At 65.8% G+C, this 15,827-nt stretch carries 21 protein-coding genes; 16 read left to right on the forward strand and 5 right to left on the reverse strand.

Translation table 11 applies throughout. The annotated features are described in order from the left end of the window. Positions 1-22: 22 nt before the first annotated feature. Positions 23-400, forward strand: coding sequence for an RNA-binding S4 domain-containing protein (locus tag J1M86_RS22000; protein WP_075840582.1), 378 nt, complete (start codon positions 23-25; stop codon positions 398-400). Positions 401-406: 6 nt separating this feature from the next. Here J1M86_RS22000 and J1M86_RS22005 read toward each other — a convergent pair whose 3' ends face one another. Then, positions 407-1,429 (reverse strand): LysR family transcriptional regulator, encoded by a 1,023-nt coding sequence (locus tag J1M86_RS22005; protein WP_206511373.1) that lies wholly within the window; start codon positions 1,427-1,429, stop codon positions 407-409. A 67-nt stretch (positions 1,430-1,496) separates the two neighbouring features. On the opposite strand from J1M86_RS22005, the gene J1M86_RS22010 reads away from it, so the two are divergent. After that, on the forward strand, positions 1,497-1,907 hold the full coding sequence (locus tag J1M86_RS22010) for a DUF5997 family protein (protein ID WP_206511374.1): 411 nt from the start codon (positions 1,497-1,499) through the stop codon (positions 1,905-1,907). A gap of 15 nt (positions 1,908-1,922) precedes the next feature. Here the strand turns inward: J1M86_RS22010 and J1M86_RS22015 are convergent, their stop codons facing one another. Beyond that, entirely contained in the window at positions 1,923-2,312 is a 390-nt protein-coding gene (locus tag J1M86_RS22015) for a YchJ family protein (RefSeq protein ID WP_206511375.1), read from the reverse strand. A 41-nt stretch (positions 2,313-2,353) separates the two neighbouring features. After that, entirely contained in the window at positions 2,354-2,983 is a 630-nt protein-coding gene (locus J1M86_RS22020; RefSeq protein ID WP_206511376.1) for a LysE family transporter, read from the reverse strand. An 82-nt stretch (positions 2,984-3,065) separates the two neighbouring features. On the opposite strand from J1M86_RS22020, the gene J1M86_RS22025 reads away from it, so the two are divergent. From J1M86_RS22025 to hisI, 11 genes are all read left to right on the forward strand, one after another. Then, positions 3,066-3,533, forward strand: coding sequence for an SRPBCC family protein (locus J1M86_RS22025; protein WP_206511377.1), 468 nt, complete (start codon positions 3,066-3,068; stop codon positions 3,531-3,533). A gap of 137 nt (positions 3,534-3,670) precedes the next feature. Continuing rightward, complete coding sequence (hisD, locus tag J1M86_RS22030) at positions 3,671-5,011, forward strand: histidinol dehydrogenase (RefSeq protein ID WP_075840586.1); 1,341 nt, start codon at positions 3,671-3,673, stop codon at positions 5,009-5,011. Next, the gene (locus tag J1M86_RS22035) at positions 5,008-6,159 is read left to right on the forward strand and encodes a histidinol-phosphate transaminase (RefSeq protein WP_075840588.1); all 1,152 of its coding nucleotides are present in this window, start codon (positions 5,008-5,010) and stop codon (positions 6,157-6,159) included. The genes hisD and J1M86_RS22035 overlap by 4 nt, the downstream gene beginning before the upstream one ends. Beyond that, complete coding sequence (hisB, locus tag J1M86_RS22040; RefSeq protein WP_206511378.1) at positions 6,156-6,782, forward strand: imidazoleglycerol-phosphate dehydratase HisB; 627 nt, start codon at positions 6,156-6,158, stop codon at positions 6,780-6,782. Before J1M86_RS22035 ends, hisB begins: the two co-directional genes overlap by 4 nt. Before the next feature lie 46 nt (positions 6,783-6,828). Beyond that, the gene (locus J1M86_RS22045) at positions 6,829-7,950 is read left to right on the forward strand and encodes an MFS transporter (RefSeq protein ID WP_206511509.1); all 1,122 of its coding nucleotides are present in this window, start codon (positions 6,829-6,831) and stop codon (positions 7,948-7,950) included. Beyond that, on the forward strand, positions 7,947-8,576 hold the full coding sequence (gene hisH / locus J1M86_RS22050; protein WP_075840589.1) for an imidazole glycerol phosphate synthase subunit HisH: 630 nt from the start codon (positions 7,947-7,949) through the stop codon (positions 8,574-8,576). The genes J1M86_RS22045 and hisH overlap by 4 nt, the downstream gene beginning before the upstream one ends. 38 nt (positions 8,577-8,614) lie before the next feature. Then, positions 8,615-8,839 carry a hypothetical protein gene (locus J1M86_RS22055; protein WP_075840590.1) on the forward strand — a complete coding sequence of 75 codons (225 nt, stop codon included), beginning with the start codon at positions 8,615-8,617 and terminating at the stop codon, positions 8,837-8,839. Between the two features lie 71 nt (positions 8,840-8,910). Next, complete coding sequence (priA, locus tag J1M86_RS22060) at positions 8,911-9,645, forward strand: bifunctional 1-(5-phosphoribosyl)-5-((5-phosphoribosylamino)methylideneamino)imidazole-4-carboxamide isomerase/phosphoribosylanthranilate isomerase PriA (protein ID WP_075840592.1); 735 nt, start codon at positions 8,911-8,913, stop codon at positions 9,643-9,645. Positions 9,646-9,655: 10 nt separating this feature from the next. Beyond that, positions 9,656-10,486, forward strand: a complete 831-nt coding sequence (locus J1M86_RS22065) for an inositol monophosphatase (RefSeq protein ID WP_206511379.1) — start codon at positions 9,656-9,658, stop codon at positions 10,484-10,486. Next, positions 10,483-11,256, forward strand: coding sequence for an imidazole glycerol phosphate synthase subunit HisF (gene hisF / locus J1M86_RS22070; RefSeq protein WP_206511380.1), 774 nt, complete (start codon positions 10,483-10,485; stop codon positions 11,254-11,256). The genes J1M86_RS22065 and hisF overlap by 4 nt, the downstream gene beginning before the upstream one ends. 23 nt (positions 11,257-11,279) lie before the next feature. After that, on the forward strand, positions 11,280-11,618 hold the full coding sequence (hisI, locus tag J1M86_RS22075; protein WP_075840593.1) for a phosphoribosyl-AMP cyclohydrolase: 339 nt from the start codon (positions 11,280-11,282) through the stop codon (positions 11,616-11,618). Between the two features lie 9 nt (positions 11,619-11,627). Here the strand turns inward: hisI and J1M86_RS22080 are convergent, their stop codons facing one another. Next, entirely contained in the window at positions 11,628-12,125 is a 498-nt protein-coding gene (locus J1M86_RS22080) for a MarR family winged helix-turn-helix transcriptional regulator (protein WP_206511381.1), read from the reverse strand. A gap of 5 nt (positions 12,126-12,130) precedes the next feature. Then, positions 12,131-12,595: a peroxiredoxin gene (locus J1M86_RS22085; protein WP_075840594.1), complete on the reverse strand. Its 465-nt coding sequence runs from the start codon at positions 12,593-12,595 to the stop codon at positions 12,131-12,133. A gap of 56 nt (positions 12,596-12,651) precedes the next feature. Here J1M86_RS22085 and J1M86_RS22090 point away from each other — a divergent pair, with 56 nt between their 5' ends. The 3 genes from J1M86_RS22090 (at position 12,652) to trpC (ending at position 15,795) form a co-directional block, all read left to right on the forward strand. Continuing rightward, positions 12,652-14,217 (forward strand): anthranilate synthase component I, encoded by a 1,566-nt coding sequence (locus tag J1M86_RS22090; RefSeq protein ID WP_206511382.1) that lies wholly within the window; start codon positions 12,652-12,654, stop codon positions 14,215-14,217. Positions 14,218-14,234: 17 nt separating this feature from the next. After that, positions 14,235-14,909, forward strand: a complete 675-nt coding sequence (locus J1M86_RS22095; protein ID WP_206511510.1) for a TIGR02234 family membrane protein — start codon at positions 14,235-14,237, stop codon at positions 14,907-14,909. Positions 14,910-14,985: 76 nt separating this feature from the next. Continuing rightward, a complete protein-coding gene (gene trpC, locus J1M86_RS22100; RefSeq protein ID WP_075840708.1) occupies positions 14,986-15,795 on the forward strand; it encodes an indole-3-glycerol phosphate synthase TrpC in 810 nt (269 codons plus the stop codon). Positions 15,796-15,827: the final 32 nt, after the last annotated feature.

The following is a 15,827-nucleotide window of genomic DNA, read 5'->3' on the forward strand; positions in this document are numbered from 1 at the left end:
GATCTTGTAGGTTGGACGGTCGATGTCCGAAATGCAGAGTGTCCGCCTCGACAGCTGGATCTGGGCGGTCCGATTGTTCAAGACCCGCTCCGCTGCTGCCGCGGCCTGCCGAGCGGGACACGTTCGGGTCAACGGGACACCTGCAAAGGCCGGCCAGCGGATCGGACCCGACGACGAGATCAGGATGCGCGTCGGCGGACTCGAGAAGATCGTCGTGGTGACGCGGATAGTCGGCAAGCGCGTCGGAGCCGGCGTTGCAGCCGAGTGCATGATCGACCGGAGCCCACCACCCCCACCGAAGGAGATCCTCGCCTCTGTGCCGCGCCGCGATCGGGGAGCCGGGCGGCCGACGAAGCGGGAGCGGCGCGAACTCGACAAGCTGCGTGGCCTGGGTACCTGACCTCCGTCAGCGATTCGGGCGTTTTCCGCGGGTAGTCGTGCGGGCCTGTTTTCCCCCGCCTGTCGTCTTTTTCGCGCCGGTGGTCTTCTTCGCGGGCGCGCCCGATTTCGGCTTCTTGGTCGGCGGTGTGCTCGACGCGGTCGGGGAGGTGCCACGCGAACTGCGCACCGATCTACCGCGGACGATTCCGAAGAACTCCTCGACGTGTGCGCTGGCGCGCCCGGTCGGCCACGCGATGGCGATCGGCGAACCAGCTACACCGTCGACCGGCCGGTAGAGGAGATCCTTGCGTGCATGCAGACGCGCGATCGACTGCGGGACGATGGCGATGCCGAGACCTGCAGCGACGTACTCGATCAGCTCCTCGTTCGAACCGGTCGGCGGCAGGGGCGCAGCCGAACCGTCGGCGACCTCGGTGGCGATCGATGCCCACTCCGGCACGATCTCCGGGGCCTGCAGCAGGTGCTCGTCGGCCAGATCGACGACACCGATGCGATCGAAGGCAGCTACCGGATGCTCCTTCGGGACCACCACCACCGGAACCTCCTCGTAGAGACCGACCACGTCGAGCCCGTCGCGTTCGATCGGCAACCGCACGAAGCCGATGTCGACGGATCCGTCGTGAATCAGCTTCAGTTGGGTCCCGACCGTGGTCGGAACGAGGTCGAGAGCGACGTCCGGGAATCGTTCGTTCCAGATTCGTGCCCACTTCGTGGGAGTGACGCCCTCGGTGAAGCCGACGGTCAGAGTGTGGGTCTGCGTCGACGCTTCTGCGGCCTGGATGCGTGCACGTTCGTCGTCTTCCGCTACGAGGATCCGCGCGGAGGAGAGCAACTCGGCGCCGCGCTCGGTCAGTTGCGTCGGCGACGCTCCGGGAACGAACAGCGAGTAGCCGAGCTGCGCCTCCATGTCGATGATGGCGCCACTGAGCTTGGTGCGCGCGATGTTCAGCGACTTGGCAGCGCGTGCGAAGTGCAGTTCCTCGGCGACAGCGACGTACCAGCGGAGGGTCTGCACGTCGAAGTTCACATGGCTCACAGTAGGCGAGGAGATGGCCGTGGCGTACTTCGGCGTCGGAGCCGGATAGGCTGTCGGGGTGAGCCCGGAGAAGAAGCAACAGCACCTCAAACCCCTGACCGCGGCGAACAAGCTCGGCATCTACCTCCCTGCAGCACCGGAGGAGTTCCAGTCCACCCCGATCACCCGTGCCGAACTGGACGCCCTACGTAGTGATCCGCCGCAATGGCTGTCCGATCTGCAGCGCAGCGGGCCGTTCCCCAAGGACGCCATCGCCCGCAAGCTCGGAGTGTCCATCGCCGGTCTCGCTCGCGGCGGCGTCACCGAGGCCCTCACCACGGAGCAGATCGACGCTCTGCTGGCGGACATGCCCGAGTGGTTGGTCAAGGAGCGCCGCACCCAACAGCAGGTGCGTGAGGAAGCAGAGCGAGTCAAGGCAAAGGTCGAAGCCAGGCGAACGGCGACGAACCGGCCGCAGAAGCTGCGGTAGTACCGACTCCAATCCTCACGAGCTGCCGGCGACCGTCCCGTCGAGGTACAGCCAGCGGCCGTTCTCGCGAACGAAGCGAGATGCCTCGCGGAGAACTCCGTTGCCCTCGGGGTGTCGGTAGTACGCGCTGAACTCGACGCCACCGGTGCGATCCACCAGGCCACCGGCCTGCACACGGTGGATGTCGAGGCGATACCACCTCTGCTCGGGGTCCAGGTCGATCCCCTCCGGCGAGGTGTCGGGATGCCAGGACGCCAGCAAGTACGCCTCGTCGGCAACTGCGAATGCACTGAATCGGGACCGCATCAGCTGTTCGGCTGTGGCGGGATTCACCTCGCCGTGCAAGATCCGCCGACAGCAGTCGTCGAATTGTTCGCCGCTCGAGCACGGGCACCGGGAGCTCATGCGCCGCCCCGCGGATTCTTCCTCACGATGAAACCTCTCGTTCAGGCTGGGCTTGCCCGTCGAACCGTGGCCAGGAACGTCGCGGCGACGAAGAACATACCCGCGAACGCTCTGTTGGTCGCCACCTGTTGACGATGTGAACGCATCAGTGTGAGGACCCGCGCCGCGAGCGATGTGTAGCCGGTCATCACCAGCAAGTCCACCGCCACCATCGTCGCAGCTATGGCCAGATACTGGGGCAGAAGTGCGTCGGCCGGGGTGAGGAACTGCGGCAGCACCGCAAGCATGAAGACGACGGCTTTGGGATTGCTGGCGTTGATGAGAAAGCCCCGCCCCAGCATCGCGATTCCGCGATCGGCAACGGGCAGTCCGTCGGCGAAATCGGTGGGCGCCGCGCGCCACTGCCGAATGCCGAGGTAGGCCAGGTACGCGACGCCGAACCACTTGATCGCGGTGAACGCCAGCGCAGAGTTGGCGAGCACCGCACCCAGGCCGACCGCAACGATGGCGATCTGCAGCAACAGGCCGAGCTGCAGCCCGAAGATGTTCCAGTAGCCGCGGCGCAGACCGTAGCGCAGGCCGGTCGACATCGACGCGATCGCGCCGGCGCCGGGGGACAGGCTGATCACGACGCTCGCTCCGAGAAATGCCAGCCAAACATGCCAGTTCATGGATTCATTGAACAACGAGGGGTTGCTGTATGCCCAATGGTTTTCGCTGAATGGATCTGTCCCGATCGGGTACAAAGCAGGCATGGGTTCAATACGCAAAGTAGACATGGGCAGCCGAGTGGTTGCTCGCCAGACCGACGTCAACGCAAGCGCGGATGCACTGTTCGCCATCGTCTCCGATCCGCGCCGACATGGCGAACTCGATGGCTCCGGGACGGTCAAGGACACGGTCAAGGGCCCCGAGCGACTTGAACAGGGCGCGAAGTTCTCGGTGGGCATGAAGCAGTACGGCGTCCCATACCGCATCACGAGCACGGTCACCGATTTCCGCGACGACGACGGCTCGAAAGTCATCGAGTGGCAGCATCCACTGGGACACAGCTGGCGCTGGGAGTTCGAGGAGACGCAGCCAGGTGTGACAACAGTCACCGAAGCCTTCCGCTACGACACCGCGAAGTCGCCGAAGGCGCTCGAGCTCTTCAAAGTGCCGCAACAGAACGCGAAGGGAATCAGCAGCACTCTCGAACAGCTCGCCCTGAAGTACGCCTGAGTCGCCGCGCACGCAACCTCATCCGTCGTCTCTGGGACGTGCGGCGCTAGTCCCTGCCTCGGGCCACTATCCTGAAGGTTCGGCAGAACACCGTTGTCGAGAAGATTTCAGCTCACCGCTTTGTCGAAGGGAAAACTATGCCTGCCCGCATCGAGCTCGCCCGCGTTGATTTGCGTGGTCGAACTCCATCCACCGCCGAACTACGCGGCGCTCTCCCTCGAGGTGGAGTGGATGTCGATGCGGTGCTGCATCAGGTACGTCCGGTGGTCGACGCGGTGCGCGATCGGGGAGTGGACGCTGCCCTCGAATTCTGCGAGCAGTTCGACGGCGTACGGCCCGATCGTGTCCGCGTTCCCGCAGCCGCCCTCGTCGAGGCGCTCGACAATCTCGATCCCGCTGTGCGTACGGCGCTCGAGGTGGCGATCGAACGAACCAGAAAGGTGCACGCGGATCAGCGTCGCACCGACTCCACCACGCAGGTCGTCCCCGGCGGGACCGTCACCGAGCGCTGGGTCCCCGTCGAGCGAGTCGGGCTTTACGTTCCCGGCGGAAATGCGGTCTATCCCTCGTCGGTGGTGATGAACGTGGTGCCCGCACAGACGGCACGTGTGGGTTCGCTCGTCGTCGCATCGCCGCCGCAGGCAGCTTTCGGGGGACTGCCGCACCCCACCATTCTGGCCGCAGCGCAATTGCTCGGTGTCGAGGAAGTATGGGCGGTCGGCGGGGGCCAGGGGATCGCCCTGCTGACCTACGGCGGCACCGACACCGATGGAACCGAGCTCGAGCCGGTCGATCTCATCACCGGACCGGGGAACATCTACGTCACCGCGGCCAAACGACTGTGCCGTTCGCTCATCGGCATCGACTCCGAGGCCGGACCCACCGAGATCGCGATTCTCGCCGATTCCACGGCCGATCCGATTCACGTCGCCGCCGACATGATCAGCCAGGCCGAGCACGATGTCATGGCCGCAAGTGTGCTGGTCACCACCAGCGAGGAACTCGCCGATGCGGTCGACCGCGCCCTCGAGGCTCAGCTGGAGTTCACCAAACACGCCGAGCGTGTGCGCACGGCCTTGTCGGGGGCGCAGTCCGGCACAGTCCTCGTCGACGACGTCGATCAGGGTCTGGCGGTGGTGGACGCCTACGCGGCCGAGCACCTGGAAATCCAAACCGAGAACGCGTCCGAGGTGGCGGCACGTGTGCGCAGTGCGGGCGCGATCTTCGTGGGGGCCTACTCTCCGGTCAGTCTGGGCGACTACTGCGCCGGTTCCAACCATGTGCTGCCGACCGCGGGGTGCGCGCGGCACTCGTCCGGGCTGAGCGTGCAGACCTTCCTGCGCGGCATCCACGTCGTGGACTACTCGGAGGCAGCGTTGAAGGACGTCGCTCCGCACGTCATCGCGCTCGCCGATGCCGAGGATCTCCCCGCCCACGGCGAAGCTGTCCGGTTGCGTTTCGAGAGGCTGTCCTCATGAGCGCCGTCAGTGTTGTCGGGGGTGACACCACGCTCGCCGATCTCCCACTGCGCGAGAGCCTGCGGGGCAAGACTGCCTACGGCGCTCCGCAGCTCACGGTGCCGGTTCAGCTGAACACCAACGAGAACCCGCATCCCCCCACGCAGGCCCTCGTCGACGATGTCGCCGAGTCGGTACGCCAGGCGGCGACACAGCTGCACCGGTATCCCGACCGCGACGCCGTCGAACTGCGCACTGCGTTGGCGAAGTACCTGACCGGCCAAACCGGATTCGACGTCGATGTGTCGAACGTCTGGGCGGCCAATGGATCCAACGAAATTCTGCAGCAGCTGATGCAGGCGTTCGGTGGACCGGGGCGGACATCGCTGGGCTTCGTGCCCTCGTACTCGATGCACCCCATCATCGCCTCCGGCACGCAGACCGACTGGATCGAGGCGAACCGTCGGGCCGACTTCTCCCTGGATGTCGACGTTGCTGTCGCTGCCATCTCCGAACGCAACCCCGACGTCGTGTTCGTCACCAGCCCCAACAACCCGACCGGACACAGCATCGCGACGGGCGACCTGCGACGCATCCTCGACGTAGCACCGGGGATCGTCGTGCTGGACGAGGCGTACGCCGAGTTCTCTGCGCTACCCAGCGCGATCGGACTGATCGGGGAGTACCCGAACAAGCTCGTGGTCAGCAGGACGATGAGCAAGGCCTTCGCTTTCGCCGGTGGACGGCTCGGCTATCTCGTCGCCGCGCCCGCGGTCGTCGACGCGATGTTCCTGGTGCGTCTGCCGTACCACCTGTCCGTCGTCACCCAGGCCGCTGCCCTCGCGGCGCTGCGCCACGCATCCGACACGCTCGGTAGCGTGGCCCACCTGTCCGCGGAGCGCGATCGAGTGTCGGCGCGCCTGACCGAACTCGGATTCGACGTCGTTCCCAGCGACGCCAACTTCGTCCTCTTCGGCAGGTTCGTGGACGCGCCGGCCACGTGGAAGCGCTACCTCGACGAGGGGGTGCTGATCCGCGACGTCGGTATCGACGGCTACCTGCGAACGACCATCGGCCTCGACTCCGAGAACGACAGGTTCCTCGACGTCAGCGCGCTCCTCGTGCGAAGCGAACTCGACACCACCAGTGCAGCGGAGACAATCTCATGACAACAGCGAACACACCGAGGATCGCGCGGATCGAACGTGCGACCAAGGAATCGGACATCACCGTCGAGTTGAATCTGGACGGCACCGGCGTCGTCGACATCTCCACCGGGGTGCCGTTCTACGACCACATGCTCACCGCGCTCGGAACACACGCTCGGTTCGACCTGACCGTGCACGCGAAGGGCGACATCGAGATCGACGCCCACCACACCGTCGAGGACACCGCGATCGTTCTCGGCCAGGCGCTCGGTCAGGCGCTTGGCGACAAGTCCGGCATCACGCGCTTCGGTGATGCGTTCATTCCGATGGACGAGACGCAGGTGCACGCATCGGTGGACGTGTCGGGTCGGCCATACTGCGTGCACACCGGAGAACCCGACTACATGGTGCATTCCATCATCGGCGGATACCCGGGTGTCCCGTATGCCACCGTCATCAACCGACATGTCTTCGAATCGTTGGCGATGAACGCGCGGATCGCGTTGCACGTGCGTGTTCTGTACGGCCGCGATCAGCATCACATCACCGAGGCGGAGTTCAAGGCCGTGGCCCGCGCGCTGCGGCAGGCAGTCGAATTCGACCCCCGCGTCACCGGAGTTCCGTCGACCAAGGGAAGCCTGTGAGCCAGGCTTGACCCCGCTGCTGTCCATCAGGGGACTGCCGGCAGCAATGATGATGGGCGCTGCCGCCTTCGGTGGGTGGGGGCTGCTTCTGCCTGTGGTGCCCCTTGCGATCTCGGTCGGCGGGGGTTCGGACGCGGTCGCGGGCGCGAGCACTGCGATCTTCATGGCGACGACAGTTCTGACGCAGTTGTGGGTGCCGCGATTGCTGGTGCGGCTCGGACATCGCAAGGTGTTAGCCCTCGGCTGCGCGTTTCTGGGGCTCCCGGCCGCGTTGTTCGTGCTGTCGGTGGCGGTCGTGCCTGCGCTGACGGTATCGGCGGTTCGCGGAATCGGTTTCGGCATGCTGACCGTCGCCGGTTCGGCTTTGGTGGCAGAGCTGGCACCAACCGGACAACTCGGTCGGGCCACTGGAGCGCAGGGCATTTCCATCGCGTTGTCCCAGACGGTCACCCTGCCGCTGGGTCTCGCATTGTTCGCCGTATCGCCGGCTTCGGTGTTCGTGCTCGGTGCGATCGTGCCGATGCTCGGTCTGATCGCCATCGCCTTCCTGCCCCCGATTCACCCGACCGCACCCCCGGCACGTGCGTCCGGTGAGAACTCGGCGGCAAAGCAGCTGCTGATTCCATGTCTTGCGATCGCTGCCGCGTCGGCCTCGTTCGGTGGGCTGTCGAGCCTGCTGCCCATCGCCGAAATCGGACGAGAGACGATGATCGGCATCGCGTTGGCTGTGATCAGCGGCGCGATGCTGGTGGGCCGATACGGGGCAGGTGCGATCGCGGACCGCGTCGGAGTGGGCAGGGCGCTCGCCCCAGCCCTGATTCTCGTCTCCGGGGGTGTTGCGCTGTTCGCGTTCGCGGTTGCTGGATCCAATCCCGGCTACGTGTTCTTCGGTGCAGCTGCGGTCTTCGGGCTCGGCTACGGAGCGACGCAGAACGACAGCTTGGTCATGGCTTTCCGAGCGGCGGGACCGCGGCGCTACAGTCAGGCCAGCGCGTCCTGGAACATCGGCTTCGACGCCGGAACCGGGGCAGGTGCGATGGCACTGGGCCTCGTGGTCGGCACGGTCGGTTACTCGGCGGGGTTCGTCATGGCGTCTGCGCTCGCGGTGATGATGGCGGTGGCGGTGGCGATCGCGGCCCGTACCCGGCCCGATAGACTCCGGTCATGAAATCTGTGGCGTTGCTCGATTACGGCTCGGGCAATCTGCACTCGGCGAAACGAGCGCTCGATCGCGTCGGCGCCGACGTGACACTCACCTCCGATGCCAAGGTTGCACTGGCTGCGGACGGTCTCGTTGTGCCGGGCGTCGGTGCGTTTGCCGCCTGCATGGAGGGTCTGCTGGGAGTCAAAGGCGATCGCATCATCGGCCAACGCCTCGCCGGGGGGCGTCCTGTGCTCGGCATCTGCGTCGGAATGCAGATCATGTTCGAACGCGGCGTCGAGTTCGGTGTGGAGGCTGCCGGCTGCGGCGAGTGGCCGGGCACCGTCGAGCGACTGCAGGCGGACGTGTTGCCGCACATGGGGTGGAACACGGTGCGCGCGCCGAAGGAGAGCGTGCTCTTCGACGGGTTGGATGCCGACACGCGTTTCTACTTCGTGCATACCTACGCAACCCAGAGGTGGGAGATGGAGCCGTCCGACGTGCTCCCACCTCCGCTGCTGACGTGGGCCGATCACGGTGGTGACTTCCTTGCCGCCGTCGAGAACGGCCCGCTCTCGGCCACCCAGTTCCACCCGGAGAAGTCCGGTGACGCCGGAGCTGCTCTGTTGAAGAACTGGGTCGACTCCCTGTGACCGCAACGCTGTGACCGCCGCGCTGTGACCGCAACGCGGTGACCGATCGCGAGTTCTCGTTCGGCCGTCTGGCGGTCTTCGCACTGGGATCTGCGACGACGGTGCTGCTGCTGACGACCGTGATCGTCGCAGTGCTGGCGCCCCCGCCGGGATGGGGGCTTCTCATCGTGGCGGTCGGGATCGCCAGCGCGATCACCGCGATGGGTGTGGTGTCGACTCGAATGACGCGCCGTCTGGGCGAGACAGAGTCGGACGACACATGAGTTCGGCGCCCGCGGGCGCCGAAACACCCTGGCGGTTTCCGCATTCGTCGGTGGCAGTAGCATAAGCGCACGTGAGCCTGGTCCTATTGCCTGCTGTCGATGTCGCAGGCGGCGAAGCTGTACGTCTCGTTCAGGGAGAGGCGGGGAGTGAAACCAAATACGGATCTCCCCGTGATGCTGCACTGACTTGGCAGAACGACGGTGCCGAATGGGTGCACCTGGTCGATCTCGACGCCGCGTTCGGTCGTGGATCCAACCGCGAACTTCTTGCCGAGGTGGTCGGTGAGCTCGATGTGAAAGTCGAACTGTCCGGCGGTATCCGCGACGACGAGTCACTCCGCGCGGCGTTGGCAACCGGCTGCGCCAGGGTGAACCTCGGCACCGCTGCGCTGGAGAATCCGCAGTGGTGCTCGCAGGCCATCGGCGAGTTCGGCGATCGGGTGGCCGTCGGTCTGGACGTGCTCATCGTCGACGGGCAACCCCGCCTACGGGGACGCGGTTGGGTCAGCGACGGCGGCGATCTGTGGGAGGTGCTCGAGCGTCTCGAGCGCGATGGCTGCTCGCGGTACGTCGTCACCGACGTGACCAAGGACGGGACGCTGACCGGTCCGAACCTCGAACTGCTTGCCCAGGTGTGCGAAAAGACGGACCGGCCGGTCATCGCGTCCGGCGGTGTGTCGACCATCGACGATCTGCGGGCGATCGCCGGACTGGTGGATGTGGGAGTGGAAGGGTCGATCGTGGGCAAGGCGCTGTACGCGGGACGGTTCACGCTGCCCGACGCGCTCGCGGCAGTGTCCGGGTAGCACGCCGAAGATGAGCCTGCCCGAGGATCCACAACGGTTGCTGGAGATCGCCGGTCGTTTGCTCGACGGTATCCACGGCCGTTTCGTCACCGGAGTCGGCGCCCCCAGTGCCGTGCAGAAGGGGCCCGACGATTTCGCGACAGCGGTTGACTTGGAACTCGAGAAGCGGCTCACTGCAGAGTTGTTCGACGAGACCGGTATCGCCGTGCACGGCGAGGAGTTCGGCGGGCCGGATTTGCACGAGGGCCCGGTGTGGGTGCTCGATCCCATCGACGGGACGTTCAACTACTCGGCCGGGTTGCCCTCGGCGGGGACACTGCTGGCACTGCTCGACGACGGGGTGCCGGTGCTGGGTTTGACGTGGCTTCCACTGGTGGGACAGCGATTCACTGCAGCACGCGGTGGGCCCGTGCGACTCAACGGTGAGGCCCTGCCGAAACTGACAGAGCGGCCTCTGTCCGACTCGATGATCGGTTTCGGAGCGTTCAACATCGCAAGCCGAGGACGGATTCCGGGGCTCTTTCGGGTGCGCATCCTCGAAGAGCTCTCGCGCGTCTCCTCCCGCCTGCGCATGCACGGCGCCACCGGTGTCGACCTCGCCTACACCGCCAACGGTGTTCTCGGCGGATGTGTTGTGTTCGGCCACCGAGCCTGGGACAACGCCGCGGGTGCACTCGCCGTGCAAGCTGCGGGCGGAGTCGTCACCGATCTGTTCGGTAATCCGTGGACCATCGACTCCGGGTCGGTTCTTGCGGGTTCACCCGGCGCGCACGAAGAACTCCTTGCGGTGATCGCCGAACTCGGCGATCCCGCCGATTTTCTGGAAGGACGTGTCCGATGACGGTGGCTGTACGTGTGATCCCGTGTCTCGACGTCGATGCCGGGCGTGTGGTCAAGGGCGTGAACTTCGAGAATCTGCGCGACGCCGGTGACCCGGTGGAGCTGGCCGCGGCCTATGACGCGCAGGGCGCCGACGAGCTGACGTTCCTCGACGTCACCGCCTCGACTTCCGACCGCGGCACGATGCTCGATGTGGTGAGCAGGACAGCCGAGCAGGTCTTCATCCCACTCACCGTCGGCGGCGGCATCCGGACTGTTGCCGATGTCGATACGTTGCTTCGCGCGGGTGCCGACAAGGTCAGCGTCAACACGGCCGCCATCGCCCGGCCCGAGTTGCTGCGTGAGCTGTCCGAGCGCTTCGGCTCGCAGTGCATCGTGTTGTCGGTCGACGCCAGAACCGTTCCCGATGGTCAGCAGGACACGCCATCAGGGTGGGAGGTCACCACGCACGGAGGTAGGCGCGGAACGGGCATCGACGCGATCGAGTGGGCGCGCCGCGGAGCTGAACTCGGTGTCGGTGAGATCCTGCTGAACTCCATGGATGCGGACGGGACCAAAGCCGGCTTCGACCTGCCCATGATCGCTGCGGTGCGTGCCGCGGTGCACGTTCCAGTGATCGCCAGCGGGGGAGCGGGAGCAGTCGAGCATTTCGCGCCGGCCGTGGGCGCGGGCGCCGACGCCGTGCTCGCTGCCAGTGTCTTCCACTTCGGAGATTTCACCATCGCCGATGTGAAGGATGCGATGCGCGCCGACGGCATCGTCGTCCGCTGAATTTCTAGGAGTAGAACGGTCTTATGAGTCTCGACCCGACGATCGCCGCACGCCTCAAACGCAACGAGGCGGGCCTGTTCAGCGCGGTCGCCCAGGAGCGCAGCTCCGGCGACGTGCTGATGGTGGCGTGGATGGACGACGAAGCGCTCGCGCGCACCCTCGAGACCCGCAAGGGAACGTACTATTCGCGGTCGCGTCAGGCGTATTGGGTGAAGGGCGAGACGTCGGGCCACACGCAGTACGTGCACGAGGTCCGGTTGGATTGCGACGGCGATACCGTCCTCCTCGTCGTCGACCAGGAGGGCGCGGCCTGTCATACAGGTCGCCACACGTGCTTCGATGCGGACGTGCTGCTGAGCTGACGTTCGGTGTCAGGCTCTGCCGGTGCCGTCCGCGATGCCCCGGTCGAGTTGCGTCAGCATGACCGAGCTGAGCTCGCTCAGGTGTGTCACCTGATCCTCGTTCAGCCCTTCGAAGAGCAGTGCCTGGACAGTGGCCACGTGCCCGGGCGCTGCGTCGATGACCTTGTCCATCCCGGCGTCGGTGAGAACGGCGAATGACCCGCGGCCACCGGCGATGGATTCCCGGCGAACCCACCCGGCCTTCTCGAGTTTGGTGACCACGTGCGACAGCCGAGACAGCGAGGCGTTGGCGTACGTCGCCAGGTCCCTGAGCTGAATCCGCCGATCCGGATTCTCCGACAGTCCCGAGAGCACGAAGTACTCGAAGTGTGTCAGTCCCGAGTCCCGTTGCAGCTGCGTGTCGAGCGCTGCAGGCAGGCGCGTGACGATGGCAACGACCGAGCGCCACGCGGCCTGCTGGCTGTCGGTCAACCAGAGTGGTTCGGAGCTTTCCGTCGATTCGTCCACGGGGATTAGGCCGTGGAGCGGTTGCGGAGAAATTCGAGCGCGTGATCCGCATGCGCTTCGAAACGGAACTCGCTGGTGAACACTTCCAATACCGTCCGATCCACGTCGATGACGAACGTCGCCCGCTTCACCGGCGACAGCTTGCCCAGCAGTCCACGCTTGACGCCGAACTGCGTTGCCACAGCGCCACTCTCGTCGGAGAGCAATGGGTAGTCGAAGGCTTTCACATCGGCGAACTCTGCTTGCTTGTCGACGGTGTCGGTGCTGATGCCTGCGCGAGATGCGCCGGCTTCGGCGAATTCCGACGCGAGGTCACGGAAGTGGCAGGCTTCGACGGTGCATCCCGGGGTCAGCGCGCCCGGGTAGAAGAACAGCACCAGCGGCCCGTCCTGCAGGAGGCTGTCCAACGAACGGGGATTGCCGTTCTGGTCGGGCAGCGTGAAGTTCTCGACGCGGTCACCTGGTTTCATTCTCGTGAGGCTACCGCGCGCACTCGAGTGCGCACAGCACCTGGGAGGATGGGCGCATGCATGGCGAGACCACCACCAGTCCGGGTGTACCGATCGACGTCGGCGCCGAGTCGACGACCAGTCGCGAAACGTTCACCTCGTTGGCCGCAGAGCACCGAGTCGTTCCGGTCATCCGCAAGGTCCTCGCGGACTCGGAGACACCGTTGTCCGCGTACCGGAAGCTGGGCGGTGATCGGCCCGGCACGTTCTTGCTCGAGTCGGCGGAGAACGGACGGTCATGGTCTCGGTGGTCGTTCATCGGCGCTGGAACCCCTGCGGCGTTGACCACCTCGGACGGTGAGGCGGTGTGGCGCGGAAACGTCCCCGCAGGTGTCCCGTCGGGTGGCGATCCCCTCGAGGTACTTGGCCGGACGCTCGAGTTGCTGCATTCCGAGCGGCTCCCCGGGCTGCCACCGCTGACCGGTGGCATGGTCGGTTACCTCGGCTACGACGCGGTCCGAAGAATCGAGAAGCTCCCCGAGCACGCCCAGGACGACCTGCACGTCCCCGAGATGGTCATGCTCCTCGCCACCGATCTCGCCGCCGTCGATCACCACGAGGGAGCGATCACGCTCATCGCCAATGCGGTCAACTGGGACGGCACCGACGACCGGGTCGACGAGGCCTACGACGACGCTGTCCGCCGGCTCGACCGGATGTGCGCCGATCTGGCAGCTCCTGCCCACTCCACCGTCTCGACCATGGCACGGCCCAAGCCGGAGTATCGACGACAGCGCACGTCCGAGGGATTCGGCCGAGATGTCGAACGCCTCGTCGGAGAGATCGAGGCCGGTGAGGCGTTCCAGGTGGTGCTGTCACAGCGTTTCGAGATGGACACCGAGGCAACCCCGTTGGATGTGTATCGGATGCTGCGGGCATCGAATCCGAGTCCGTACATGTACCTGATGCACGTTCCGGGTGACGACGGTGAGACCGCGTTCTCGATCGTGGGCTCGAGCCCCGAGGCGTTGGTGACGGTGGTCGACGGCGTAGCGACGACACACCCGATCGCGGGAACACGTTGGCGGGGAACGTCCGAGGAAGAGGACGTACTGCTCGAGAAGGATCTGCTGGCCGACGAGAAAGAGAACGCCGAGCACCTGATGCTGGTCGATCTCGGCCGCAACGATCTCGGCCGCGTCTGCGCTCCCGGAACCGTCCGTGTCGGGGACTATCGGCACATCGAACGCTACAGCCACGTGATGCATCTGGTGTCCACGGTGTCCGGTCGTCTCGCCGACGGCAAACAGGCGCTGGATGCGGTCAAAGCGTGCTTCCCGGCGGGCACGCTGTCGGGCGCTCCGAAGGTGCGGGCTATGGAACTGATCGACGAGCTCGAACCCACGCGGCGTGGAATCTACGGCGGCATCGTCGGGTATCTCGACTTCTCGGGCGACGCCGACACCGCGATCGCCATCCGGACGGCGTTGATGAAGGACGGAACCGCCTACGTTCAGGCGGGCGCCGGCGTCGTCGCCGATTCGGTCGCCGAATACGAGGACGCCGAGGCGCGGAACAAGGCGATGGCCGTCCTGGGAGCGGTCGCGGCAGCGGAATCGCTACGCGCCGTGGACAGTCTGTGACAGCAGAGGGACAGGCGGTGACGGAGGAGGCGCAACCGCCACGTCGGTCGAGGGTTGCCGCGATTCCGGTTGCCCTGTTGCTTGTGGCGGCGGCGTGCCTGTGGGGTAGTTCGCGGATGACGTGGATCCGGGTCGTGTCCTTCGACGGCTTGGGGGAGGCGCGATCGACGGATCTCGACGGTGGTACGTGGGCTGCGGCGACCACTCCGCTGGCGTTGGCTCTGGTGGCTGCAGTCGCGGCGTCGTTCGCAGTTCGGGGATGGGCGTCGCGCATTCTCGCGGCGCTGGTCGGCCTGGTTGCCGTTGCCGCCGCGATTCCCGCCGTCGATGCGCTCTTCGGCGAGGTATCAGCGGGCAAGGCAGCCACTCTCGCCGAGCTCCCCGGCCGGGCGGAAGTGGTTTCCACCAGTGTCTCTGCGACGCCGGCGATCCTCGCTGTGGTCGGTGCGGTGTGCGCGTTCGGTGCGGCGGTGACGTTGGCTCGGAAACCGACCACACGGAAGGTACTGTCTTCCAAGTACGACGCCCCGGCCTCGCGACGGGATGAGGTTGCCAAGCGCGCGAAGACCGCGTCGGAGCGTGCGGCCGAAAATGGAGAGGGGGAAGACTTGACCGAGCGGATGTTGTGGGATGCCCTGGATGCGGGCGAAGACCCCACCGATCGGTCCGGCCCCCGGAGTTCGGAAGACTGAAAGCGCCCACTACGCTAGGGATGGCCTCGATGAGTTTCCTCACATCAGGTCACCGATGGAAAGGACTCGGGTCACCATGACTGTTCTCGATTCGATTCTGGACGGTGTGCGCGCCGACGTTGCTGCACGCGAATCGGTGATCGATTTCACGGCCGTCAAGGCCGCGGCCGCCAAGGCGCCCGCCCCGCTCAATGCGACGGCGGCGCTGCACGAAGACGGCATCGGCGTGATCGCCGAAGTCAAACGCGCGAGCCCGTCGAAGGGTGCGCTTGCCGATATCGGCGACCCGGCAAAGTTGGCTCAGGCCTACGAGCAGGGTGGGGCGCGAATCATCAGCGTTCTCACCGAGGAGCGGCGTTTTCACGGTTCGCTCGCTGACCTCGACGCTGTTCGCAAAGCGGTGAACATACCTGTATTGCGCAAGGACTTCATTGTCGGGCCGTACCAGATCCACGAAGCTCGTGCGCACGGTGCCGACGTCATCCTGCTGATCGTGGCGGCGCTGGAGCAGGATGCGCTCGCGTCGCTGCTGGACCGAACCGAGTCGCTCGGCATGACCGCGCTGGTGGAAGTACACACCGAGGCCGAAGCCGATCGCGCGCTCGAAGCGGGCGCCAGCGTCATCGGTATCAACGCGCGCAATCTCAAGACTCTCGAAATCGACCGTGACAGTTTCGGCCGAATCGCTCCCGGGTTGCCCAGTGAGGTCATCCGAGTCGCCGAGTCGGGTGTGCGCGGTACAGCGGACCTGCTTGCGTATGCGGGCGCCGGAGCCGACGCTGTTCTCGTCGGTGAAGGCCTGGTCACCAGTGGTGATCCGCGTACGGCGGTATCGGACTTGGTGACGGCGGGCACCCATCCGTCCTGCCCCAAACCTGCTCGCTGACATAGTTCCCCAGCCGGGGTCGCCGGTTGCTG

Source organism: Rhodococcus sp. KRD197 (genome assembly GCF_017168235.1).
Taxonomy (GTDB): Bacteria; Actinomycetota; Actinomycetes; order Mycobacteriales; family Mycobacteriaceae; genus Rhodococcoides.